We start from the raw sequence: 25,039 nt of genomic DNA, 5'->3' as shown, positions 1-25,039 counted from the left end.
GGGGCCGCGGGTGGGAGCCGGTCCTGGCGTCATCAGGCGCCGCAAGCCGGGCCGGTCCAGGCCGTCAGCCGCCGGGGACGAGGTCCGCCCACACCTGTTTGCCGCCGCTGACCGGGACCGTACCCCAGGCCACCGACACCGCCTCCACCAGGAGGATGCCGCGACCGCCGGTGGCCTCCCAGCCGATGCTGGTGGGCTTGACGGGGCTGCGCGGGGAGGCGTCGGCAACGGCGAGTCGCAGGCGGTGGTTGACCAGGCTGAGGTCGAGACGGACCTGGCCGTCGGTGTGCACGAGCGCGTTGGTGACGAGTTCGGAGACCACCAGCAGGGCCGCGTCCAGGGTGTCCTGCGAGACGCCCCACACCCGCAGGGTGCGCCGGGTGAAACGGCGGGCGTGCCGGACCGCCTCCGGCACCCGCCACACCGTCCAGCTCTCCCGCAGCGGGCGTACGGCCATGCCGTCGTAGCGCATCAGCAGCAGGGCGACGTCGTCGCCGCGGTGGGCGCCGGTGAGCAGGGCGTCGGCGACCAGGCCGAGGTGGGTGGGGTCGGCTGCGGCCAGCTGGACGGCGAGCCGGTCCATGCCGGCGTCGATGTCGGCGCCCGGCGACTCCACCAGGCCGTCGGTGGTCAGCGCGATCACCGTGCCGGGCTGCAGCCGCAGCGGGGTCATCGGGAAGTCGGCCTGGCCGAGCACGCCGAGCGGGGGCCCGCCCTCGGCCCGGAGGATCTCGGCGGTGCCGTCCGGGTGGCGCAGCACGGGCTGGAGGTGACCGGCGCGCACGCACCACCCGGTGCCCTCCTCCATGTCGACGTCGACGTAGGCACAGGTGGCGAAGAGGTCGGTCTCCATGTCCAGGAGGAGTCGGTTGGCGTGCGCGACGACCACGTCGGGCGTGTGTCCCTCGGCGGCGTAGGCACGCAGCGCCGTGCGCATCTGGCCCATCAGGGTGGCGGCGCCCGCGTTGTGGCCCTGGACGTCCCCGATGACGAGGGCGACGTGGTTGTCCGCCAGCGGGATCACGTCGTACCAGTCGCCGCCGACCTCCAGTCCGGCGGTGGTGGGCAGGTACCGGGCGACGGCGACCGCGCCGGGCAGCCGGGGCAGCCTGCGCGGCAACAGGGTGCGCTGGAGCATGCCGACGAGTTCGTGCTCGGCGTCGAAGGCGTGGGCGCGCAGCAGGGCCTGCCCGGCGAGGCCCGCGCAGGCGGTGAGCAGGGCCCGTTCGTCGGGGCTGAAGCGGTGCGGCCGGTCCCAGCCGATCAGGCAGGCACCGGCCATGCGGCCGCCGGCGGGCAGGGGCAGTACCGCGAGGCCCCCGGGGCCGACCTCGGCGAGGGCGGGTTCGAGCGGACTGCCGGCGGGCCAGATCCGGGAGCGGCCCTCGCGCAGCGCGGCGGCCAGGGTGGGCATGGCGCGCACCGGTGCGTCGGGCCACTCGGTGCGCCATTCGCTGCGCCACACCTCGGGCCAGGCCTCGGGTTCGGGCGGGTCCAGGACGGTGACGACGAGCCGGTCGTTCTCCAGTTCGGCGAGCGCGATCCGGTCGGCCCGCAGCGGCCCGCGCAGGGCGGCGACGACGGCCTCGCCGACGTCCTTGACGGTGGTGGCGGTGGCGAGGGAGGCGGCCAGGCGCTGCACCCGGGCCACGTCGGTGACGTCGGAGCGCAGGGTGGAGGCGTCGGCGACGGTGCCGACGAGCCGGGCGGAGCGGCCCTCGTCGCCGGGCAGCAGCCGGCCGCGCAGCCGCAGCCACTTGGGCGGGCCGGAGGGCTGCAGGATGCGGAACTCCAGCTCGCGGTCGCCGATGGACATGTGGTCGGCCTCGACCACGGACATCAGCGCGGGCAGGTCCTCGGGCACGGTGAGCGCCAGCAGGGTCTCGACCCGGCCGTCGAAGGCGTCCCGGGCGAGTCCGAACAGCTGCAGGATCTCGTCGCCGACCTCGACCCGGCCGCTGTCCATGGCCAGGCTGAAGGCGTCCGCCGCAAGCTCGCCGCCGTCACCGGGGGGCGCGTGCGGACGCGGTACGGCGATGGCGCGGGCGACCAGCTCCAGGCAGGCACGGTCGTCGGTGCCGAAGCCGCCGGGATGCTCGCTGATCGCCAGCAGACAGCCGCCGCCCGCCGGGCCGAGCGGCAGGACGGCCATGGAGAAGTCCGGGGAGGGGGTGCGCCGCGCCTCGGACCAGCCGGCGAGCTGCTCGGGCCCGAGCCAGAGCGGGTTTCCGCTGCGATGGGCCTCGGCGACCGGGGAACCGCCGGCGGCCGGATAGCCGTCGCGGAGCCCGTACAGGGTGCGCGGCAGGCCCGCCGACTCGGCGAGGCGCAGCTGGGCCGGGTCGTCACCGGGCGTGTAGACCCCGGCGAAGGCGGCCGCGGCGAACACCAGCGCCTGTTCGAGGACCCGGCGGAGGCGGTCGGGCGTGGCGGGCGTCGCGGTGAGCGTGTCCAGGGCGGCTTCGGCACGCTCCGTTCTCGTTCTGCTGACCGCAGCGCCCTCGCTCCTCACCACGTTCGCCATTACAGCGCGTGTGAGGCTCCCGCGCAGCCCCTGTGGAGAGTCGGCGCGCGATGGCGGTGCCCGGTTCGCTCGAAAGTTCGCCGAACACATCTTGACCCGTGCGTTCCGCACGGTGACCTCGTGACAGCTGTGACTGTCCGCGACCGTCCGGCTCCTGCGAGTGTCGTCTGGCGGCCACAGGACGAGGGACGGGAGGCGCATGGACAAGCGGTACGAGGTGTACGCGCTCGCCGACGGACACTTCTACGACACGCCCGACCGGCTCGCGGGGGCGGCCGGTGAACCGGCGCCGCTGTTCGCGACGGCGCGTCGCACCGTCCCGGAGGGCTGGCACGCGGCACGCTCCGGCGACTGGCTGACGCTGACCCCGGTCGGCGCGGACGGCGCGCCGCTGCCGTCGCCGGCGCAGGGCTGGAAGATCCATTCCTCGGCGACGGCCGCGAACGCGGAACGGATCGCGGAGATCGTGTGGGACTACTGCGTGCCGCGCCGCATCCCGTTCAAGTTCGTGCCGGGTCCGCACCTGCTGCACCTGCGCAACGCCAAGTACGCGGGCCGCGACACCAGCGGCAAGTTCGTCACCGTGTATCCCGCGGACGAGGAGCAGCTGCACCGGAGTCTGCGGGAACTGGGCGCGCTGCTGGAGGGTTTCGAGGGGCCGTACATCCTCACCGACCTGCGCTGGTACGACGGTCCGCTCTACGTCCGCTACGGCGCGTTCGCCCGCCGCTACGTCGTCGACGAGCGCGGCTCGCTGGTCCCGGCGGTGGCCGACGGCGCCGGCCGTCTCGTGCCGGACCGGCGGGCGCCGTCCTTCCAGGTGCCCGAGTGGGTGGGCCTGCCGGAGTTCCTGCGGCCGCATCTCGACGCCCGCAACACCACCACGGTCGGCGAGTTGCCGTACCGCATCGAGAAGGCGCTGCACTTCTCCAACGGCGGCGGGGTGTACGCAGGCACCGACACACGGGACGGGCGCAGGGTGGTGCTGAAGGAGGCCCGGCCGCACGCGGGGCTCGCCGCCGACGGAGCGGACGCGGTGGCCCGGCTGGAGCGGGAGAGGGCGGCGCTGGAACGGGTCGCCGGGACCGGTGTGGTGCCCGAGGTGCGGGACTGGTTCACGCTCGGCGAGCACCGGTTCCTCGTCATGGACCACCTGGCGGGCCGCCCGCTCAACTCCTTCTTCGCCGAGCGGCATCCGCTGCTCACTCCCGACCCCGACCCGGCCGCGATCGCCGCGTACACGGCGTGGGCGCTGCGGATCAACGCGGCGGTGGAGCGGGCGGTGGCGGCCGTGCACGCGCGCGGGCTGGTCTTCAACGACCTGCACGTCTTCAACATCATGGTGTCCGAGGACGAACGGTCGGTGTATCTCATCGACTTCGAGGCCGCCGCCCCCGCCGAGGAGAACGCCCGGCAGACCGTCGCCCACCCCGGCTTCTTCGCCCCGCCGGACCGCCGCGGCACGGACGTCGACCGCTATGCACTGGCCTGTCTGCGGCTCGCCCTGTTCCTGCCGGTGACCACGCTGTTCGTGGTGGACCGCGGCAAGGCGGCGCATCTCGCGGAGGTGATCGCCGAGCAGTTCCCCAACGTGCCGCGCGTCTTCCTGGACGAGGCGGTCGCGGAGATCACCCGGGATCCGGCGGGCGGACGGCGCACCCGGCCCGCCCCGCCGGTGGTGCCCGGCGACTGGCCCTACAGCCGGGACTCGATGGTGAAGGCGATCCTCGCCTCCGCCACCCCGGAACGCGACGACCGGCTCTTCCCCGGTGACATCGCCCAGTTCGCAGACGGCGGCGGCCTCGGCCTCGCGCACGGCGCGGCCGGGGTGCTGTACGCGCTGCAGGCATCCGGGGCCGGCCGGTACGACGAGGGCGAGCGCTGGCTGCTGGACCACACGGCCCCGCCGCCGCCCGGCACCCCGCTCGGCCTGTACGACGGCCTCGCGGGCGTCGCCCTCGTCCTCGACCGACTCGGCCACCGGCAGCGGGCGTTGGACCTGCTGGACGGCATCCTGCGGGAGAACTGGCGCAGCCTCGCCTCCGACCTGCACGGCGGACTCGCCGGGCTCGGCCTGGTCCTCGGCCGCCTCGCGGACACGACGGGCGAGCCGGCCCTGCGGCAACACGCCGCAGAGGCCGCCGACATCCTCGTACGACGACTCGCCGAACCGGTCCCGGACGGCCCGCGCCGGCGCGCCGGGCTGTTGCGCGGCGCGAGCGGACCCGCGCTGTTCCTGCTCAGGCGGTACGAGGAGACCGGCGAGGAGGGTTGCCTGGGCGCGGCGGGCGAGGCGCTCCGCCGCGACCTGGACTGCTGTGTGACCCAGGAGGCGGGCGGCGGCCTGGAGGTGGACGAGGGCTGGCGGACGCTGCCCTACCTCGGCGACGGCAGCGCGGGCATCGGCCTGGTCCTCGACGACTTCCTGGCCCACGCGGACAACGCGGAGTTCGAGCGCGCCCGGTCCGGCATCCTCACCGCCGCCACCTCCCGCTTCTACGCCCAGCCCGGCCTCTTCCAGGGCCGCGCCGGAATGATCCTGCACCTCGCCCGCAGCACCGGGCCCGGCGCCGGCCGTGACCGGCTGGAGCAGCAGATCGCGGGGCTGGGCTGGTTCGCGATGGACTACCAGGGCCAACTGGCCTTCCCCGGGCACCAGATGATGCGACTCTCCATGGACCTCGCCACCGGTACGGCAGGCTGCCTGCTCGCGCTTGCCGCGGCCCGCGACGACGCCCGCACCGCGCACCTGCCCTTCCTTCCGCCGCCACCGGCGGCCCGCACACGCGGCTCCGCACCGACGGAGCCGTGACGCACAACCCCGTCCCCAACGAGGAAAGGACAATGCCATGGCACTTCTCGACCTTCAGACCCTCGAGTCCGACGAGTACACCCACAACGGCGCGAGCACCGCGAGCCTGCTCTCCTGTGTCTCCGCGGCGAGCGTTCTCCTCTGCCTCTGACCGGGCCGGTGAGTCCGCGGCTCCGGACGGCTCTCTCCCCCGTGGGAGGGGCCGTCCGGAGCCTCTCCGGCCGGCGGGACGGCCGAGGCCCCGGCGAGAGGAACCACCAGAAACCTCGGCAGTCACAGCGAGTGACCCGCCGCCCCAGGCACTGGGCAGCTCCCACGGGCGAGCAGCCGTCCAAAGCGCCGGCGACCGCCACCGCGAGCAGCCACCCGGAACCCGGACACCCCTGCCCGCGAAGCACCATCCGAACCCCGGCGACCACCGTCAGGGAGCCACCCCCAGAAGAACCGACACCACCGCCCGCGGGCAGCCGTCCGACAACCCCGGCAGCCTCCGCCGGCGAACCGCCATCGACAGCGCCGGCAGCCTCCGCCGCCGCGCCACTGTCCAGAACCCCGGCTGCCGCCGTCGGCGAGCCGCCCTGCCGGGACCGGCAACCGCCGCGAGCCGAGACCGTCCGAGGCCTCCCCCAGGCGGCGGTCGTCCGTCCGGGAGCCCTCCCGTACCGTCCGATCCCAGCGAGGCCTCAGCCCATGAACTCCCGTTCCGGCAGCGCCACTTCCGCGGCCGGCCGTGCGCTGTCACGTGCGGTGCTGCGGCAGGGCGGCGCCCGCTGTGCCGTGCTCTGTGCCGTGAGCACGACCGCCACCGCGGCGGGCCTGCTGCTGCCCGCCCTGCTCGGTCACACCCTGGACCTGCTGCTGGCCCACGCCCCGGCCGCCCGCTGGCTCGGCTGCTGTGCCGGTGTCGTCCTGCTGCTCGCCGTGCTGGACGGCTGCGCGGGGGTGCTCACCGGCACCGCCGACGCGCACGCCACCGCGTGGCTGCGCCGCCGGCTCACCGGGCACGTCCTGGCGCTCGGCCCGCGCGCGACGGCCCGGTTCGGCGCCGGGGATCTGGTGGCGCGGCTGGTCGGCAACGCCGCGCAGGCCGGCACCGCGCCGGGCGCGCTGGCCGCGCTGCTCGCCGCGGTCGCCGGGCCCGTAGGGGGCGTGGTGGCGCTCGGCCTCATCGACCCCTGGCTGGCCGCCGTGTTCCTCGCCGGGGCGCCGGTCCTGGCCCTGCTGCTGCGCGCCTTCGCCCGGGACACATCGGCATGCGTGGCCGAGTACCAGCGGGTGCAGGGCCGGATCGCCGGCGCGCTGGCGGAGGCGGTCGGCGGTGTCCGCACGATCCGGGCCGCGGGCGCCGAGGCGCGCGAGACGGCCCGGATCCTGGCGCCCCTGCCCGAACTGTCCCGCGCCGGACAGCTCATGTGGCGGGTACAGGGGCGGGCCGCCGCCCGGGCGGTCACCGTGGCCCCGCTGCTGAACCTGGGCGTACTGGCGGTGGCCGGGCTGCTGCTGGCCCGGCACCGTCTGTCCGTGGGCGAGATGCTGGCCGCCTCCCGGTACGCGGTGCTCGCCACGGGCGTCGGCGCCCTGGTCGGTCAACTGGCCTCGCTCGCGCGGGCCCGCGCGGCGACCGGCCGGCTCGCCGAGGTGCGCGCCGAGCCCGCCCCCGGACACGGCACCCGCCGCCTCCCGCCGGGCAACGGGCGGCTGGAGCTGCGGGCGGTGACCGCGCGCCGGGGCGGACGAACCGTCCTGGACGGCGTCGACCTGACCGTCCCGGGCGGCACCACCCTGGCGGTCGTCGGCCGCTCCGGCGCCGGCAAGTCCCTGCTCGCCGAGGTGGCCGGCCGGCTCGCCGACCCCGACACGGGCGAGGTCCTCCTCGACGGCGTCCCGCTGTCCGACCTCGCCCACGGCGAGCTGCGCGGCGCCGTCGCCTACGCCTTCGAGCGCCCCGCCCTGCTGGGCACCACCGTCGAGGACACGGTCGCCTTCGGACTCACGGCCGTCACCCCGGCCGCCGTCCGCTCGGCCGCCCGGCGCGCCCACGCCGACGACTTCGTACGGCGCCTCCCCGACGGCTACGCCACCCGCATCGCCGACGCGCCCCGCTCGGGCGGCGAGTCCCAACGCCTCGGCCTCGCCCGTGCGTTCGCCCACGGCGGCCGCCTGCTCGTCCTCGACGACGCCCTGTCCAGCCTCGACACGGTCACCGAACACCACATCACCCGGACACTGCTGGCCCCCGACCCGGACCGCACCCGCCTCCTGATCGCCCACCGTGCCTCGACGGCGGCCCGCGCGGACCGCGTCGCCTGGCTGGAAGCCGGCCGGGTCAGGGCCGTCGGGACACACCGGGAGCTGTGGCAGGAGGCCGAGTACCGGGCGGTGTTCGGGGACGGCGAGGAGGAGATCCGGGGCGAGCCCGGGACGGGGGCGCGAGGCTGATGGCGGTGCCGGTGCGGGGCCGCCGGGCTTGCCGTACCTGGACGGTGCCCGGGACCGAGCCGGGGCCGATGGCCGTTCGGAGTGAGCGACGGCCCGTGCCGGACCGCCGCCGGAAGTCGAGGTGACAGGCGTGCGTGACGAGGACCGCCCCGCCGGGGTGGACGGAAACCCGATGCGCGGGCCGGTCCACGGGCACCCGCAGCGTGTGCGCAGCCGGGCGTACCGGTTTCTGCGGGCGCGATGGCCCTTGCTGGTCCGGCTCGGCGCGTGGTCGGTGCTGGAGGCCGGGCAGACCTTCGTCGTCGGATACGCCCTCGCTCGCGCGCTGGACGCAGGGTTCCTGGCCGGGAACGCACGGGCCGGCCTGCTGTGGCTGGGTGCCGCGGGACTCGCCGTGGGTGCCGGGGCGTACGGGACCGGACGGGTGTACGGCGTGGTCGCGGCGCTGGTCGAGCCCGCCCGGGACCGGCTGGTCACGGCGGTGGTGGCGCGCGGGGTGCGGGAGGCGGACCCGGGTGCGCTGTCCGGGCTCACCCAGCAGGTGGAGATCGCCCGGGACACACTCGCCGGGGTGGTGATGGTGTCGCGTTCGTTCCTGTTCACGGCCGCCGGCGCCTTGATCGGCCTGTTCTCGCTGGCCCCGCTGCTGCTGGCGGTCGTCCTGCCGCCGCTGCTCGCCGGGGTGGCCCTGTTCGCCGCGAATCTCGGCCCGCTGGCCCGCCGTCAGGAGGCGTTCCTCGCCGCCGACGAGGCACTGGCGCAGTCGCTGGGCGAGGTCTGCCCGGGACTGCGGGACGTCACGGCGGCCGGAGCGGAGGAACGGGTCGCCGGCACCGTCGGCGAGCGCACGGCAGCGGAACTGCGGGCCGCCCGCGCCCTGGCCCACTGGAGCGTGGCCCGCGTGGCCGCCCTGACGGTGGGCGGCGAGCTCCCCGCTTTACTGCTGCTGCTCACGGCCCCCTGGCTGCTCGACCAGGGCGTCACCCCCGGCGCCCTGGTGGGCGCGCTCGCCTACGTCACCCAGTCCCTGCTCCCCGCGCTCAACAACCTGGTCCACGGCCTGGGCACGAGCGGTTCCCGGCTCACTGTGGTTCTCCGCCGGCTGACCGTCCCAGACCCCGAGGGGCGCGGGGCCGTGTTCATCAGCGGCTCCGCCGCGGGGCTCGACCGGCCACGGACAACCCGCAGCCGCCCGGCGACCGCACTTCACCCTTCCTCATGCGCCCTCTCCGTCACCTCCCTCACCTTCGCCTACGGCCCCGCGAGCGAACCCGTGCTCAACGACCTCGACCTCACCCTCCCCACCGGCGCCCACCTGGCCGTCGTAGGCCCCAGCGGCATCGGCAAATCAACGCTCACCGCGCTGATCGCCGGCCTGCTCACCCCTGCGCACGGCACCATCCGCGCCTGTGCGACCGTCCTCATCCCGCAGGAGGCCTACGTCCACACCGGCACCCTGTCCGAGAACCTGACCCTCCACCGCTCCGACCCGGTTCCCGAACAGGAACTCCTTGCCGCCGCCGACGCCGTCGGGCTCACCCCCCTGCTGAGAAGACTGGGCGGGCCCGACACCCCCGTCGAGCCGGCGGAGCTCTCCGCCGGTGAGCGGCAGCTCGTGGCACTGACCCGCGCCTACCTCTCCCCCGCCCCGCTGGCCCTGCTGGACGAGGCGACCTGCCATCTCGACCCGGCGGCCGAGGCGCGCGCCGAGCGGGCCTTCGCGGCACGCCCGGGCGGCACGCTGGTCGTCGTCGCCCACCGGATGAGCTCCGCGCGGCGCGCCGACCGGATCCTCGTCATGGACGGGGCGCGCGCCGCCTGCGGCACCCACGAGGAGTTGCTGCGCACCTCGGCGCTGTACCGGGACCTGGCCGGCCGCTGGACGGGCCCGGCGCCACTCCCCCGCCGGTCACCGCTCACACCCAGCCCTCCCCGCGCGATATCCGAATCGCGTCGATCCGGTTCCGCGCCCCGGTCTTGCGGGTGATCGACGCCATGTAGTTGCGGACCGTGCCGTGGGACAGATGCAGGTTGCCGGCGATCTCCGCGATGGACGCGCCACCGGCCGCCAGGGACAGCACGCTCAGTTCGCGTCTGGTCAGCGGCATCTCGGCCGCCTTGAGGAAACCGAAGCCCAGCGAGTCGTCGACGAAACGTTCCATCTGGGCGACGGACCGGATGGCGCGCAGCAGCCGGTCCGGTGAGCCCGCCTTGTCCACGAAGCCGAGGGCGCCCGCCTCGGCGGCCCGCTTCAGCAGGCCCGGCCGGTTCGCCTGGGCCAGCACCACGAGCGCCGGCGGCCTGCCGCCGGCGCCGGGCGGGCACAGCTCGCCGAGCGGCGGCACCCCATGGCCTTCGGCGCAGTCGAGGTCCGCCGCGCAGACGTCCGGCCCTAAGGACCGTACCCGCGCGGCGGCTCCCCGCCACGGCGTGTCGTGCACGTCCAGCCCGGGTTCCCCTCGCAGCCATTCGGCCAGAACCGATCGCACCAGACACGCGTCCTGCACCAGAAGCACCCGGATCACTGCCCCGCCCCCTCGGATGGTCGTCGTACGCCCGTTCTTTCCGTTCCTCGTCGTCGCGCCGCCCGTGCCGTCGTGGTCCGCTCCTCCGGCCCCTCGCGGTCCGCCACGGTCCGCGCCGTGGCCCGGGCACGGCAGGCGCGTGCCCATTCTTGGGTGCCGGTACCGTTCGCGGGCGCGGAGATCTGGCCATCAGGGTGCGCGGGGGCGCACGCGAGGCGCCCGTACGCCGCCCGCGCTTCCGCTGGTCGGGCATGGGTAGGGCCGGACGGGGTACCGCGAGCCGTCTGCGCACGGGGCCCGGCGGGCGGCCGGGGTGCTCGCCGTGCGCGGTGCGCGCCCGCGAGGGAATCTTGTGCCCAGGATGCGCGACGCGGCCGGGCGAGGAGGTGGTCGCCGTGTCCGACGAGCCGGGACCGGCACCGGTGGCCGACGGGGCACCGACCGCCCATACCGTGATGTCGCTTGCGCTGGTCTCGATGATGCAGGAGGTGCACGCGCACTCCGGCGCCGTCTACCTGCTCAGGTCCGACCAGCCGGTCCTGGAGATGGCGGTGCACGCGGGCATGCCCCGGGCGTTCGCGGCGCCGTGGGAGCGGGTCGGGCTGTCCGCGCCGATCCCGGTCGCCGACGCGGTGCGCGATCGGCGGCTGGTGTGGGTGGGCGGCGAGGAGCAGATGGCCCGCTGCTATCCGCGTATCGCGGTGGTGCTCCCGTACCCGTTCGCGCTGGCCGCGCTGCCCGTGGCGACCGAGCGGCAGGTGTACGGCGCGGTGTTCGTGACCTGGCCCGGGGCGCATCCGCCGGAGCTGTCCGACTGGGAGCGGGACCATCTGTGGGCGGCCTGCGAACGGCTGGCGCTGCGGCTGGAGCGGGCCGCGTCGGAGGACCGGCCGCCCGACGACGAGGCCGACATGCTGACGGAGCCGGTGTCGGCCGTGGCGGACACGCTGGGCTCGGTGGAGGCGACGCGGATGGTGTCCCGGCTGCCGTACGGGCTGGTGTCGCTGGACCTGCACGGCCGGATCGGGTTCGTCAACACGGCCGCCGCCGAGCTGCTCGGCAGACCGGCCGGGGAACTGCTGGGCACGCCGCTGTGGGGATCGGTGCCCTGGCTGAACGACCCGATGTACGAGGACCGTTACCGCGGGGCGCTGCTCAGCCAGCAGCCGATGTCGTTCGTGGCGCTGCGTCCGCCGGGCGAGTGGCTGTCGTTCCGGATGTATCCGAGCACGACCGGGCTGAGCGTGCGGATCAGCCGGGCCAGGGCGGTGGCGGAGATGGCGCGGGGCCCGGCGCGAAAGGACGCACCGCCCCGGCTGGTGACGATCTCGCAGGTGCTGAGCTTCGCGGGCGCGCTGACCGAGGCGGTCGGAGTGCAGGACGTGGTCCAGCTGGTCTGGGACGAGGTGGCTCCGGCGGTCGGCAGCCAGGCGATGGTGGTCCTCGGTTCGCAGGGCGGGCGGCTGGACGTGCTGGGACATCGCGGGTACCCGGACCCGCGCACCGTGGAGCGGTTCCACGGGCTGCCGCTGACCGAGCGGACCCCGGGCACCCAGGTGCTGAACAGCGGGGTGCCCGCGTTCTTCGCCTCCCAGCAGGAGCTGGAACGGCTGTATCCGGGCCGGCTCGACACCCCGGACGGCTTCGCGGCGTGGGCGTATCTGCCGCTGATCGCGTCCGGGCGGCCGGTGGGCACGTGTGTGCTGGCGTATGCCGAGCCGCATGTCTTCCCGGCCGACGAGCGGGCCGTACTGACGTCCCTGGGCGGCCTGATCGCGCAGGCGCTGGAGCGGGCCCGGCTCTACGACGCCAAGCACCGGCTCGCGCACGGGCTCCAGCAGGCCCTGCTGCCGAACTCGCTGGCACCGCCGCCCGGCATCGAGGCGGCCGCGCGCTATCTGCCGGCCACCCACGGCATGGAGATCGGCGGAGACTTCTACGACCTGGTGCCGACGCCGCCGCTCACGGCCGCGGTGATCGGGGACGTGCAGGGGCACAACGTGACCGCGGCGGGCCTGATGGGGCAGATCCGCACCGGGGTGCGGGCGTACACCACGGTCGGGCAGGCCCCGCACGAGGTCATGAGCAGCACGAACCGGCTGCTGATCGACCTCGGCACCGAGCTGTTCGCCAGCTGCCTGTATCTGCGGCTGGACCCGGCGCACGGGCGGGCCGTCATGGCGCGGGCGGGGCATCCGCCGCCGCTGCTGAGACGGCCGGACGGGCAGGTGCGGGTGCTGGACCTGGCAGGGGGCCCGCTGCTGGGGATCGACGCGTGCGCGGTGTATCCGACGACGGAGGTGTCCCTCGCGTCCGGCTCGGTGCTCGTCCTGTACACCGACGGCCTGGTGGAGGCGCCCGGTGTCGACATCGAGGAGGCGCTGGTCGACCTCGGCGCGCTGCTGTCGGAGGCCGGTGACCAGCCGCTGGAGAGGCTGGCGGACGAGGTGGTCCGGCACACCGCGGCGACGCGGGCGCGGGTGGACGACGTGGCGGTGCTGTTGCTGCGCGCGTCCGACGACGCGTGACGGTCCGGCCCTCCCGCCGGAGGGCCGGACCGTTCCCCGCCGACCGGAACCGCGGGTGAGGCCGGCGGGGCGCTGGGGGTGTCGGACAGGCAGGGGTAGTGCGGTGTGCCCCTTCGGGGCGCTGCTCAGCGGGTGCTGGTCAGGGACGACCCGTCGTTCGCGGAGCCGCTGCCGGACTGGTCGCCGGAGCCGGCGCCGTTCCCGGACTGGTCGCCGGCCGAGGCGGACGGGTCGGCCGAGCCGCCGCTCTGGTCGCCGGCCGCGCCGGCCGGGTCACTCGCCGAGGCCGACGGGTCCGCGGACCCGGACTGGTCACCGGCCCCGGACTGGTCGCCCGCCGAGGCCGACGGGGCGGCGGAACCGGACTGGTCACCCGCGCCGCCCGCGGCGTTGCCGCCGCCGAGGGTCGCGCCGGTGGCCTGCAGCGCGGCCGTGACCGGCTGGAAGAAGGTCTCACCGCCGCTGGTGCAGTCGCCGCTGCCGCCGGAGGTGAGGCCGACGGCCCCGCCGTCCTGGGTGAACAGCGAGCCGCCGCTGTCGCCGGGCTCGGCGCAGACGTTGGTCTGGATGAGGCCGTTGACGGTGTCGGTGCCGCCCGGGACGGTCTCGCTCGCGAAGTTCACGGTGGCGTTGAGGCCGGTGACCTGGCCGTCGTGCAGACCGGTGGTGGAGCCCATGCGGAACACGGTCTCGCCGACGGTGGCGTCGGCGGCCTGGGTGATCTGGACGGTCTGGCCGTTGCCGGTGTTGACCTCGCTGGGTGCCTGGGTGCTCGGGTCGTTGTACTTGACGAGCGAGAAGTCGTTGCCGGGGAACTTGGCCTGGTCCACGGTGGCGACGGGCTGGCCGTTCTGCGAGTCGGACCAGTCCTTGGCGGCGACTCCGCAGTGACCGGCCGTCAGGAAGGCGGGACTGCCGTCGGAGGCGGTGACGTTGAAGCCGAGGGAGCAGCGGACGCCGCCCTGCTGGGTCTGGGAGAAGATGGCGTCGCCGCCCGAGACGAAGGTCTTGAAGGTGCCGGCTGACTTCTTCAGCGTCGCCATGCCGGAGCCGAGGCTCTGCACGGTCGACTGCAGTCTGTTCCACTTGGCGCCGGTGACGGTGGAGTCGGCGGTGACGAGGACCTTGTCGGTACGCGGGTCCACGGCCCAGGAGGTGCCGGGTATCGTCGCCTTGGTCTTCAGCGTCGTGGCGGCGGCCTTGAGCTCGCTGGTGCTGTTGTTCACCTGGCGCGCGACCGCGCCCGCCTTCTTCACCTGCGCGATCACGTTGTTGTCGCCGCTGACCACGTTGACGACGAGTTGCTGCTTGCCGCTGTCGTAGTACGACCCGGCGGCGGCGTCGCCGAGGACCTTCTGCAACTGGGCGGCGAGGCCGGAGGCCTGCGTGGCCTTCAGGGTCCTCGCGGTGCCGGTGGTCCCCGATGCCTGGTTCTTGTCCTGGGACGCGTTGGCGTTGGGCAGCAGGATGGCTGCCGCTCCGAGCGCCGCGACGCCGCCCACCGCTATCGCTGCCTTGCGCTTGGGCATTCGCTTGTGACTCAAACTTCTCGACCTCCTGGGGACGGGGTCTGCCGCTTGCGGGCAGTTCGTATCGGGGCGCCTGGATGGCCGTACGTACGCACCGGCCGTGCGGTGTGTTCAATTCCGTTTCCCAACGGCCGTGCCGGGCGGGCGAATCGGCCACCCCCCGCGTGTCACGGCGGGCGGCCGGGAACAATCCCCCATATGACGATGACCCCCGCCGAAGCCGACAAGATCCTCTCCGCCAACTTCGCCCCCTGGGTGCTCGATCTCGCGTTGACCGTCGAGGCGGTGGGCGAGGACCGGGCCGTGCTGCGACTGCCCTGGTCCGAGCGGCTGGCCCGGGAGGGCGGCGGGCTGTCGGGGCAGGCGCTGATGGCGGCCGCCGACACGGCGACGGTGATCGCGGTGTCCGCCGCGCGGGGCGGCTTCGTGCCGATGACGACGGTTCAGCAGTCGACGTCGTTCCAGCGGGCGGTGACCGGTTCGGATGTCCGGATCGAAGCGGTCCTGACGAAGCTGGGCCGCCGGATGGCGTTCGCGGACATCACCCTGAGCGACGCGGATTCGGGCGCGCTCGCGGCCCGGGCGAGCACGGTCTACGCCATTCTGGGCTGACACGCTCCGCTACCGATCAGTAACGGTCCGTTCCGTGCTCGATACGGAATCCCTGCTTCAGGGAATCTACACATTGAATACTCAACCAAGTCACTGACGGCCGGGGATCTGCACATTCGCGCGCCCCCCGTCACTCCTTTGGCGCGGAGTGCCGGATTCGCGACCCGGCGCGCAAGCCTTCGTACGCGACGATGCCGTGCGGCATGTGAAGGAGTGGCCGACATGGCGTGCACACGCCTGCACGGATGGTGCCCGTCCCGAGTCAAGTGCCCTGGTGAGAGCCCTGGTTGATTGGAAGCGCGTGCCGCCTGCGTGCTTTGATCCATCGCACCGCGGGGGTCGCGGCGGGCTCCCGGAGACGGGGGTCCGGCGCCCGCGGTCGCGGCCGTCCGTCTGTCCCCAGAGGGGGCCGCTCCCCCTTGTGAAATATTTATAGGAAGGGAAGTTCCATCATGAACTCCACCCCCCAGGTCGAGACCGTCGAGATCTCGGACGCCGAGCTGGACAACGTCTCCGGCGGTCTGTCCCTGAACACCCTGAACACCGTCACCGGTGCCGTGAACGGCGTTGCTCCGGTCTCCGGCGCGGTGGACACGGCCATCGGCACCGTCGAGGGTGTCACCGGCCTGAACGTCCAGCCGGTCACCAACCTGGTCACCGGTCTCTGATCGCACCTCGTTGCATCGAAGGTCCCGGAGCCGTCCCTCGGCTCCGGGGCTCATCGATGTCCTGAAACACCAGCGTCTCTCCCCCAGGTGAGGGAAGTTCCGTGCAATTCCGCCAACAGGCCCTCGCCAAGCTCCAGTCGCCCGAAGAACTGGACCTTCCGGTGCGGCTGGCCCGCCCCCAGGGCTGGCTCGCCCTGGGCGTCACCGTCGTCGTCATGGCCGCGGCCTCCGTGTGGGCCATGACCGGTTCGGTCGCCTCCACCGTGAGCGCACCGGCCGTCCTCACACACGGGCAGGGCAGCTATCTGCTGCAGAGCCCGGTCTCCGGCCAGGTCACCGCCGTCCTCGCGCAGCAGGGCGAGCGGCTGCCCGCGAACGCACCGGTCCTTAAGGTCCGTACCAGCCAAGGTGATTCGGTGGTCCGCACGGTCGCCGCGGGCCGGGTCACCACGCTCGCCGCCACCATCGGGCAGATCATCCAGACCGGCACCAACGTCGCCGCCGTGGAGAAGGTCGCCCACGCCTCCGACCCGCTGTACGCCACCGTGTACGTGCCCGCCGAGAACGCCGCCGCCATCCCGGCGCACGCCTCCGTCGACCTCACCGTGTCCTCGGTGCCGACGCAGACCTACGGCGTGCTGCGCGGCCAGGTGAAGTCGGTGGACCGCACCGCGCAGTCCGCCCAGTCGATCTCCGCGTTCCTCGGCGACAGCCAGCTCGGGCAGCAGTTCACCGGCAAGGGGCGCCCGGTCGCCGTACTGGTAGCACTCGCCAAGTCGACGGACACCGTGAGCGGTTACCGCTGGTCCACGACCGACGGGCCCCCCTTCCGGCTCGACTCCATGACGCTCGCCTCCGGCTCGATCAAGCTGGCCGACCAGCACCCCGTTGATTGGCTGCTCCCGTGACCGCCACCCAGGAACGCGGCCGCAGACGCGCCGCACCGGCCAAGCGGCCGGTCCCCAAGCCCCGTGGCGGCACGGTCCGTACGCCCACCGTGCTCCAGATGGAGGCCGTCGAGTGCGGCGCCGCCTCCCTCGCCATGGTCCTCGGTCACTACGGCCGGCACGTCCCGCTGGAGGAGCTGCGCATCGCCTGCGGTGTCTCCCGCGACGGCTCGCGCGCCTCCAACCTGCTGAAGGCGGCCCGCAGTTACGGCCTGACGGCCAAGGGCATGCAGATGGACCTGGCCGCCCTCGCCGAGGTGCGGGCGCCGGCCATCCTCTTCTGGGAGTTCAACCACTACGTCGTCTTCGACGGCATGGGCCGGCGCTTCGGCCGGCGCGGCGTGTACATCAACGACCCCGCCAAGGGCCGCCGTTTCGTGCCCATGGAGGAGTTCGACGGCAGCTTCACCGGTGTGGTGCTCGTGCTGGAGCCGGGCGACGGCTTCACCAAGGGCGGGCGCAGGCCCGGCGTGCTCGGCGCGATGCCGGCCCGGCTGCGCGGCACCGCGGGTACCCTGCCCGCCGCCGTCCTGGCGAGCCTCCTGCTGGTCGCGGTCGGCGCCGCGGTGCCCGCGCTCAGCCGCACCTACATCGACACGTTCCTCATCGGCGGCCAGACCTCCCTGCTGGGCGTGCTGTTCGCCTCGATGGGCACCTGTGTCCTGCTCACCCTGGTGCTGACCTGGCTCCAGCAGGCCAATCTGCTGCACGGCCGGATCATCTCCTCCACCCTCTCCAGCGCCCGCTTCCTGCGCCATCTGCTGCGGCTGCCGGTGACGTTCTTCGCTCAGCGCTCCCCCGCCGACCTGGTACAGCGTCTGCAGTCCAACGACCAGGTCGCCGAGACCCTGGCACGCGACCTCGCGGCGGCCGGCGTGGACGCGATCGTCGTCGTGCTCTACGCCGTCCTGCTCTACACCTACGACCCGCAGCTGACGTTCGTCGGCATCGGCGTGGCCCTGTTCAACGTGGTCGCCATGCGGCTGGTCGTACGGCTGCGCGCGACGCGTACGGCCAAGCTGCGCGCGGACACGGCACGGCTCACCAACACCTCGTACACCGGTCTTCAGCTGATCGAGACGATGAAGGCGACCGGCGGCGAGGACGGCTACTTCCGCAAGTGGGCCGGGCAGCACGCGACCACCCTGGAGGAGCAGCAGCGGCTCGGGGTGCCGAGCGCCTGGCTCGGGGTGGTCGCGCCGACGCTCGCCACCTTCAACAGCGCGCTGATCCTGTGGATCGGCGGCCTGCGCGCGGTCGAGGGGCACATCTCGGTGGGTCTGCTGGTCGCCTTCCAGGCGCTGGTCACCCGGTTCACCGCTCCCCTGACCCGGCTCAACGGTGTCGCGGGCCGCATCCAGGACTTCGCCGCCGACGTGGCCCGGCTGAAGGACGTGGAGAGCTTCCAGGCCGACCCGCTCTACGCCCGCCCCGGCGGCGCCGACTCCACGCGCCGGCTGCACGGGCACGTCGAGCTGCAGAACGTCACCTTCGGCTACAGCCCCCTGGACAAGCCCCTGCTGAGCGGCTTCGACCTGGCCGTGGGGCCGGGTGAGCAGGTGGCGCTGGTCGGCGGCTCCGGCAGCGGCAAGTCGACGGTGTCCCGGCTCATCTCCGGCCTCTACGCCCCGTGGGACGGGGTGATCCGCATCGACGGCCGCCGGCTCGAGGACATCCCGCGCGGCGCGCTCGCGGCCTCCGTCTCCTTCGTCGACCAGGACGTGTTCCTCTTCGAGGGCTCGGTCCGCGACAACGTGGCGCTGTGGGACCCGTCGATCCCGGACGAGGCCGTGGTCGAGGCGCTGAAGGACGCGGCGCTGTACGAGGTGGTGATGCGCCGGCCCGGCGGCATCCACAGCAAGGTCGAGCAGGACGGCCACAACTTCTCCGGCGGCCAGCGGCAACGGCTCGAGATCGCCCGGGCCCTGGTCCGTGGGCCGAGCATTCTCGTCCTGGACGAGGTGACCAGCGCGCTGGACGCGGAGACGGAGCTGGTCGTGATGGACAACCTGCGCCGGCGCGGCTGTGCCTGCGTGGTCATCGCGCACCGGCTGAGCACGGTCCGCGACAGCGACGAGATCGTGGTGCTGCAGCACGGCACGGTCGTGGAGCGCGGCCGGCACGAGGAGTTGGTGGCGCACGGTGGCGCGTACGCCGCGCTGGTCAGGGAGCGATGAGATGACGACCGTCGGCGAAGGCGACCTCGTTCTCGGTGCGCTGGGCTCCATGGGCACCCGCATCGACTGCGCGGGCTTCAACCGCCTGGACCTGGCAGGCCCGCAGGTGCTGTGGCTGGTCACGGCCGGCGCCCTGGACCTGTTCGCGGTGGACGCCGTCCAGCAGGGCCACTGGCACCACCTGGGCCGGCTGGAGCCGGGCGCGCTGCTGCTCGGCCCGGTCGCCGGGCCCCAGCACACCCTGGTGGCCCGCCCGGTCCGGGACTGCGTGGTGCACCGGATCAACCTGCGCGAGCTGTACCAGCCGGCGAACACCCAGACCTGGTCGTACGACGAGTACGGCAACCCCCAGTACGTGCCGCCCGCCACCAGCCCGCTGGAGTACGCGGTCGCGCTCGGCGTCGGCCGCGGCCTGTCCGTCCTCTTCCAGGCGCCGATGGCGGAGGAACGCGCCGCGACGCCCACCGACGACGACGTGTTCTGGATGCAGGTGCCGCCCGGCAGTGTCCAGTACGGCGCGCTGTACGGCGCGGAGGCCGCCGCCGACCTGCTGATGGACCCGGCACTGTGGCAGTCCATGGTCGACCAGCAGTACCGGCTGCTGACCGCGCTGGACCGGTGGATAGAGCAGCTGGAACGCACCCACGAGACCCGCACGGCCGCCGGGATCAAGGCCGGTGAGGCGGTGCGCGCCCAGGCCGACCAGACCCTGCTGGCCTCCATCGGCAAGCGCTCGGCCCACCGGACGACCGCGGCCGACGCCGACGCCGGCTACGCCGCGTGCAAGCTGGTGGCCGAGGCCGCCGGGATCAAGCTCGCCGAGCCCGCGCAGAGCGGCACCGAGAGCGAACGCCTCGACCCCGTCGAACGGGTGGCCCTCGCCTCCCGGGTGCGCACCAGAGGCGTACGGCTGCAGGGGCGCTGGTGGCGGGAGAACGTGGGCCCGCTGGTCGGGCACCGGGCGCTGTCGGGCGCGCCGGTCGCGCTGCTGTGGCGGCGCGGCGGGTATGTGGCCGTGCACCCCGGCACCGGACGCGAGACACCGATCGAGAAGGCGAACGCGGAGGAGTTCGAGCCGCACGCGGTGATGTTCTACCGGCCGCTGCCCGACAAGGCGCTGACGCCGTTCGGTCTGCTGCGGTTCAGCCTGCAGGGCACCCGCGGCGACCTGGCCGGTCTGCTCCTCGCGGGCCTGGTGACGGTGGCGATCGGCGCGCTGGTGCCGGTCGCGACCGGCAAGGTGCTCGGCGAGTACGTGCCGAGGGCGCAGACGGGCCTGATCGTCCAGGTGTGCCTGGCCGTGATGGTGAGCGGGGTGGTCGCGGCGGCGTTCACGCTGCTGGAGAACCTGTCCATCCTGCGCCTGGAAGGCCGGATGGAGGCGGCGCTCCAGCCGGCCGTCTGGGACCGGCTGCTGCGCCTGCCCACCCGGTTCTTCACCCAGCGCTCCACCGGTGAACTCGCCAGCGCCGCCATGGGCATCAGCGCGATGCGGCGGCTGCTGGCGGGCGTCGGCCCGGTGGTCGCGCAGTCGGTGACCGTCGGCGCGATGAACCTGGGCCTGCTGTTCTGGTACAGCCCGTCGATGGCACTGGCCGCCCTCGGCATGCTCGTCGCCATCGCGGCCGTGTTCCTGGGGCTCGGGCTGTGGCAGGTGCGCTGGCAGCGGAAGCTGACGGTGCTGGGCAACAAGCTCAACAACCAGGCCTTCCAGACCCTGCGCGGTCTGCCCAAGCTGCGGGTGGCGGCGGCGGAGAACTACGCGTACGCGGCCTGGGCGAGGGAGTTCGCGCGCAGCCGGGAGCTGCAGCAGAAGGTCGGCCGGATCAAGAACCTCACCACGGTGCTCGGCGGGATCTATCTGCCGGTGTGCACGCTGCTGATGTTCATGCTGCTGGCGGGCCCGGCGAGGGGCGCGATGTCGGCGGCCGACTTCCTGACCTTCAACACCGCGGTGACGATGGTGCTGACCTCGGTCACCCAGCTGACCGGCTCCTTCGTCTCGGCGGTGGCCGCGCTGCCGCTGTTCGAGGAGATCAGGCCGGTCTTCGAGGCGACCCCCGAGGTGCGGACGTCGAGCACCCGGCCGGGGCCGCTGTCGGGTGCGATCGAGGCCCGCCGGCTGTCCTTCCGGTACGCCGACGACGGCCCGCTCGTCCTGGACGACGTCTCCTTCGCCGTACGGCCGGGCGACTTCGTGGCGATCGTCGGCCCGAGCGGCTGCGGCAAGTCCACCCTGCTCCGGCTCCTCATCGGCTTCGACAAGCCGGTCTCCGGCAGCATCCTGTACGACGGCCAGGACCTCGCGGCGCTCGACCAGTCGGCGGTGCGCCGCCAGTGCGGGGTCGTGCTCCAGCACGCGCAGCCGTTCACCGGCTCCATCCTGGACGTCATCTGCGGCACCGAGCCGTACACGCCGGAGGAGGCGATGGCGGCGGCCGAGATGGCGGGGCTCGCGGAGGACATCAAGCGGATGCCGATGGGCCTGCACACGATCGTGGCCGGCAACGGAGCGATCTCCGGAGGTCAGCGGCAGCGCCTGATGATCGCGCAGGCCCTGATCCGGCGCCCGCGCATCCTGTTCTTCGACGAGGCCACCAGCGCCCTGGACAACGACACGCAGCGCATCGTCATCGACAGCACCCGCAAGCTGAACGCCACCCGCGTCGTGATCGCGCACCGGCTGTCGACGGTCCTGGACGCCGACCGGGTGATCGTGATGGAGGAGGGCAAGGTCGTCCAGCAGGGCACTCCGGGCGAACTGCTCGCGGACACCACCGGGCGGCTGCACGAGCTGGTGCGCCGCCAGCTGACGTAGCGTCCGCCGGCGGCCGGGAGCGTTCAGTACTTGCCCCGGCGCGGGCCCCCCTCCTCGTCGCCCCGGTCGTCGTGGGTCGGCCTCCAGTGGTGTTCGCAGAACCAGCGGCCGAACAGGGCACCGCCGTAGATGACGAACCCGACGCCGATCAGCCAGGACTCGACCACGAGCACGGTACCGACCGCGCCGTAGCTGAGCGCGTTGGTGACGATGAGCGGAGTGAAGACGAGGTAGGAGAAGGCGCGCAGGCCGGCCAGGCCGACGACGGTGGCGAGCGCGCCCGGCAGCAGGGTGCGCCACGGGACCTGGCCGCCCAGCAGGAAGCGCTGCCCCCACCAGAAGAAGACGATGCCGCTCACCGCGGACAGCGTGATCCGCTGGCCCCCGTGCAACGCGTCCTTGGTCGCCACCTCCTGGTAGAGGTAGGCGGTGAGTACCACCAGCCAGGTCGCCTGCCGCCAGACCCGGTGCCAGGGGCCGGAAGGCACGCCCCAGATCCGTTCGTAGGCGTTCTGCACGCTGCCGCCGAAGGACACGCCGAAGACGGCCAACAGGACACCACCCCAGACGCTGGTCGTGCCGATGACGTTGCGCGGCGGACTGATGACGTCGGTGATCACATGGGCGGACCGGCCGGACAGGCCCATGCCGTCGGTGAGCCACGAGGCGAAGCCGCCCCGCACCAGGGGATCGGCGGCGGCGACCACGATCAGCAGCGGCGCCAGCGTCACCAGCGCCAGGGTGGCGAACCCCATGGCCCGGTGCATCAGTTCCAGCTCACGGCCGCGTTCGAGCAGGGCCCCGGCCCTGAGCCACTCCCAAGCGCGGTGCAGGCCGCGCCGCCACCACCTCACGACTCCTCCCGTGCTCGCCACCCACACGCTCTGCTGAAGCCGATTCATCCACCCCGGCGCGCTCCGGGCAACTCGCGTCGCTGCCGTGCCGTGTCTTCGAGGTACGACGACACGGCGGCGGAGTGACCGGTTTGCGGGCGGCGTCCACCGGAGAATCGGACCCCGTGCGTACTCCTGCGGAGGTGACCTCCCCCCAGCCGACGGGCGGTCGGCGGCGGCCGCTGATCCTGAGCGCGAGCATGGGCGCGGGTCACGACACCGTGGCCGCCGAGCTGGCGCGCCGAGCCGCGGCGCGTGGACACGAGCCCCATGTGGCCGACGTCCTGCGCCTGCTGCCGTACGGCCTGGGCGACGGTCTGCGCCGCTCCTACCAGGCCTCGGTACGGCACTTCCCGTGGGCGTACGCCGGCGTCTACGGCGCGTTCCTGCGCGGCGGCAGGGGGCCGCGCCCCAGCGGGGTGCCGCTGGCCCGGCTCGCCGCCGCCGGTCTGACGGAACTCGTGGAGCGGACGGACGCCGACGTGGTCGTGCCCGTCTTCCATCTGGCCGCGCAGCTCACCGGTCATCTGCGGGTCCGGGGCCGGTTGCGGGTGCCGAGCACGGTCTTCCTCCTGGACTTCGCCGTGCACCGGCAGTGGCTGCACCCCGGCAACGACCGGTACCTGTGCCTCACGGACGGGGCGGCGGCCGAGGTGCGCCGGGCCCTGGGCACGCCCGCCGTGACGACCGGCCCGGCGGTCGCGCCCGGGTTTCGCGCGCCGGCGCCCGGGGCTGCGCGGTGGCGGGGACGCTTCGCCGGGCGGGCGCCCGGCCGGCCGGCGGTCCTGCTCTCCGCGGGCGCCTGGGGTGCGGCGTACCGCCCGGACGCCACCGCCCGGCTGCTGGCGGCGGCCGGCTGGCTCCCGGTGGTGCTGTGCGGGCGCAACGCGCGGCTGCGGGCGCGGGTGGCGCGGGTGCCCGGGGTGCTCGCCCTGGACTGGGTGGACGACATGCCCGGGCTGCTGGCCGCCGCGTACGCCCTGGTGGACAACGCGGCCGGCCAGACCGCCGTACAGGCCCTGGCCGCCGGACTGCCCGTGATCGGCTACCGGCCGCTGCCCGGCCACGGGACGGACGGGGTCCGCCGGATGGCCGACCTCGGCGTGTCCGATCTCGCCCCGGACGGGCCGGCGTTGCTGACCGCTCTGGACAGGCTCACGGACGGCAGCCCACAGCGGGCGGAACGGGTGGCACGGGGGCGGGCGCTGTTCCGGGGTGACCCGATGGCTTACGTGACCGGGTTGTGAGGCGGGGCGACGGGGACGCGGAGCCCCTGCGGGCACCGGCCCGGCACGCCCGGCGACCTGGGGCCGACGCCACGGGACCCAGCACGTCCGGCGGCTCCTCGGCCTGTGCGTCGGGGGGCTGGTCGCCCCATCCTGCCGCGTGGCGGGGAACGGGTCGCCCTGGGCTCCGGGACGCGGAGCCCGGCGCTTCGGCGGCTCCTCGCCCTGTACTCAGCCGACACGCCAGACTCCCGTGTCACCAGCAGACCCGGCGCGTCGGGTGGCCGGTCGCCCTGTGCTCCGGGACGCGGAGTCGCACGCTTCGGCGGCTCCACTCGTACGCGGCGTGGGGACACGAGGCGCCGACGACCGCCGGAAACCGGCCCGGCGCGTCGGTCGGCCCGCCTGAGCTCCACGACTCGGGGCCGGTGCGGCGGGCGGCTGCTCGCCCTCTGCACCGGGACGCGCACTCCCACGCCGTGGCCGCTCCTCGGCCTTGGTTCAGCCGCCGTGTCGGCCGCCCGTGTCACCGCCAAGTCCGGCGCGTCGGGTGGCTGGTGGCCGGTCCAGCCGCGTGGCGGGCAACCGTTCGGCCTGCTCAGCAGCGTGTCCCATGGTCGCGCAAGGGGCCGACCGATAGGCCGGCCTCGTGGCAGTCCCGCACCAGGGCGGGCAGTGCGCCGAGGGCCGAGCGCCAGGAGCCGGGGGCGCCCAGCCGGTCGGAGTCGTGCAGCAGGACCGTGCCGCCGCCGCGCAGGTCGGCCGCGACCAGGGCCCGCACGGACGCCGGGGTGGCCTCGGCCGTCCAGTCCCTGCCCCACGCCGACCACAGCACCGGCTGCAGCCCGGCGCGCCGTGCGGCCAGCCAGCGCCCGCAGGTGAGGATCCCGTACGGCGGCCGGTACCACTGCGGCCGGTGGCCGCAGACGTCGTGCAGCGCGCGGACGGTCCGGGCGACCTGCCTGGCGTCCCGGGAGGGGGCGGGGCGCCAGGGACGGTCGTGCGTCCAGCCGTGCACGGCCAGTTCGTGGCCGCGCCCGGCGGTCTCCCGGGCCAGCGCGGGATGGCGCACCACGTGCTCGCCGAGTACGAAGAACGTCGCCCGCACGCCGAGGTCGTCCAGCGCGTCGAGAAAGTGTGGCGTCGACCGCGGGTCCGGGCCGTCGTCGAAGGTCAGCGCGACGTGCCGGCGGCGGCCGGTGCCGGCGAGCCCCGGGAACAGCAGCAGCCGTACCCCGGGGAGCCAGGTGGCCGCCGGTCCGATGTGCGCGGCGGCGACGGCGGCCGGCAGCAGGACGGCCGCGGTCCGCCATGAACGGCCGGACAGGGGGGACATCGCTC

Annotated in this window: 16 protein-coding genes; 11 read left to right on the top strand and 5 right to left on the bottom strand. The window is 74.0% G+C overall.

The annotated features are described in order from the left end of the window. Nucleotides 1–64: 64 nt before the first annotated feature. A complete protein-coding gene (locus ACWGJ5_RS01740; protein ID WP_453307801.1) occupies nucleotides 65–2,524 on the bottom strand; it encodes a SpoIIE family protein phosphatase in 2,460 nt (819 codons plus the stop codon). A gap of 199 nt (nucleotides 2,525–2,723) precedes the next feature. Here ACWGJ5_RS01740 and lanKC point away from each other — a divergent pair, with 199 nt between their 5' ends. From lanKC to ACWGJ5_RS01720, 4 genes are all read left to right on the top strand, one after another. Continuing rightward, entirely contained in the window at nucleotides 2,724–5,336 is a 2,613-nt protein-coding gene (gene lanKC / locus ACWGJ5_RS01735) for a class III lanthionine synthetase LanKC (RefSeq protein ID WP_453307800.1), read from the top strand. Between the two features lie 37 nt (nucleotides 5,337–5,373). Beyond that, nucleotides 5,374–5,487 (top strand): SapB/AmfS family lanthipeptide, encoded by a 114-nt coding sequence (locus ACWGJ5_RS01730; protein ID WP_069776935.1) that lies wholly within the window; start codon nucleotides 5,374–5,376, stop codon nucleotides 5,485–5,487. A gap of 539 nt (nucleotides 5,488–6,026) precedes the next feature. Beyond that, complete coding sequence (locus tag ACWGJ5_RS01725; RefSeq protein ID WP_453307799.1) at nucleotides 6,027–7,775, top strand: ABC transporter ATP-binding protein; 1,749 nt, start codon at nucleotides 6,027–6,029, stop codon at nucleotides 7,773–7,775. A 172-nt stretch (nucleotides 7,776–7,947) separates the two neighbouring features. After that, nucleotides 7,948–9,762 (top strand): ATP-binding cassette domain-containing protein, encoded by a 1,815-nt coding sequence (locus ACWGJ5_RS01720; RefSeq protein WP_453308255.1) that lies wholly within the window; start codon nucleotides 7,948–7,950, stop codon nucleotides 9,760–9,762. On the opposite strand, the gene ACWGJ5_RS01715 is transcribed toward ACWGJ5_RS01720, so the two are convergent. Continuing rightward, nucleotides 9,692–10,300 (bottom strand): LuxR C-terminal-related transcriptional regulator, encoded by a 609-nt coding sequence (locus tag ACWGJ5_RS01715; RefSeq protein WP_453307798.1) that lies wholly within the window; start codon nucleotides 10,298–10,300, stop codon nucleotides 9,692–9,694. The genes ACWGJ5_RS01720 and ACWGJ5_RS01715 overlap by 71 nt on opposite strands. Before the next feature lie 386 nt (nucleotides 10,301–10,686). Between ACWGJ5_RS01715 and ACWGJ5_RS01710 the strand changes: the two genes are divergently transcribed. Beyond that, the gene (locus ACWGJ5_RS01710) at nucleotides 10,687–12,828 is read left to right on the top strand and encodes a SpoIIE family protein phosphatase (protein ID WP_453307797.1); all 2,142 of its coding nucleotides are present in this window, start codon (nucleotides 10,687–10,689) and stop codon (nucleotides 12,826–12,828) included. Nucleotides 12,829–12,953: 125 nt separating this feature from the next. Here the strand turns inward: ACWGJ5_RS01710 and ACWGJ5_RS01705 are convergent, their stop codons facing one another. Then, nucleotides 12,954–14,357: a S1 family peptidase gene (locus ACWGJ5_RS01705; RefSeq protein ID WP_453308254.1), complete on the bottom strand. Its 1,404-nt coding sequence runs from the start codon at nucleotides 14,355–14,357 to the stop codon at nucleotides 12,954–12,956. A 198-nt stretch (nucleotides 14,358–14,555) separates the two neighbouring features. Here ACWGJ5_RS01705 and ACWGJ5_RS01700 point away from each other — a divergent pair, with 198 nt between their 5' ends. The 5 genes from ACWGJ5_RS01700 (at nucleotide 14,556) to ACWGJ5_RS01680 (ending at nucleotide 21,579) form a co-directional block, all read left to right on the top strand. Continuing rightward, nucleotides 14,556–14,969 carry a PaaI family thioesterase gene (locus ACWGJ5_RS01700; protein ID WP_453307796.1) on the top strand — a complete coding sequence of 138 codons (414 nt, stop codon included), beginning with the start codon at nucleotides 14,556–14,558 and terminating at the stop codon, nucleotides 14,967–14,969. A 452-nt stretch (nucleotides 14,970–15,421) separates the two neighbouring features. Beyond that, a complete protein-coding gene (locus ACWGJ5_RS01695; RefSeq protein WP_453307795.1) occupies nucleotides 15,422–15,637 on the top strand; it encodes a type A2 lantipeptide in 216 nt (71 codons plus the stop codon). Between the two features lie 101 nt (nucleotides 15,638–15,738). Beyond that, nucleotides 15,739–16,545 (top strand): HlyD family efflux transporter periplasmic adaptor subunit, encoded by an 807-nt coding sequence (locus ACWGJ5_RS01690; protein WP_453307794.1) that lies wholly within the window; start codon nucleotides 15,739–15,741, stop codon nucleotides 16,543–16,545. 98 nt (nucleotides 16,546–16,643) lie between these two features. Next, nucleotides 16,644–18,761 carry an NHLP family bacteriocin export ABC transporter peptidase/permease/ATPase subunit gene (locus tag ACWGJ5_RS01685; RefSeq protein WP_453308253.1) on the top strand — a complete coding sequence of 706 codons (2,118 nt, stop codon included), beginning with the start codon at nucleotides 16,644–16,646 and terminating at the stop codon, nucleotides 18,759–18,761. Nucleotide 18,762: 1 nt separating this feature from the next. Further along, entirely contained in the window at nucleotides 18,763–21,579 is a 2,817-nt protein-coding gene (locus ACWGJ5_RS01680; RefSeq protein ID WP_453307793.1) for an NHLP bacteriocin export ABC transporter permease/ATPase subunit, read from the top strand. Between the two features lie 23 nt (nucleotides 21,580–21,602). On the opposite strand, the gene ACWGJ5_RS01675 is transcribed toward ACWGJ5_RS01680, so the two are convergent. Beyond that, nucleotides 21,603–22,433, bottom strand: coding sequence for a ribonuclease BN (locus ACWGJ5_RS01675; protein ID WP_453307792.1), 831 nt, complete (start codon nucleotides 22,431–22,433; stop codon nucleotides 21,603–21,605). Between the two features lie 239 nt (nucleotides 22,434–22,672). Here ACWGJ5_RS01675 and ACWGJ5_RS01670 point away from each other — a divergent pair, with 239 nt between their 5' ends. Further along, nucleotides 22,673–23,719 (top strand): MGDG synthase family glycosyltransferase, encoded by a 1,047-nt coding sequence (locus ACWGJ5_RS01670; RefSeq protein WP_453308252.1) that lies wholly within the window; start codon nucleotides 22,673–22,675, stop codon nucleotides 23,717–23,719. 577 nt (nucleotides 23,720–24,296) lie between these two features. Here the strand turns inward: ACWGJ5_RS01670 and ACWGJ5_RS01665 are convergent. Next, nucleotides 24,297–25,034, bottom strand: coding sequence for a polysaccharide deacetylase family protein (locus ACWGJ5_RS01665; protein WP_453307791.1), 738 nt, complete (start codon nucleotides 25,032–25,034; stop codon nucleotides 24,297–24,299). Nucleotides 25,035–25,039 lie beyond the last annotated feature (5 nt).

Source organism: Streptomyces sp. NPDC054783 (assembly GCF_053611725.1).
This window is presented reverse-complemented; position numbering and strand designations above follow the sequence as displayed.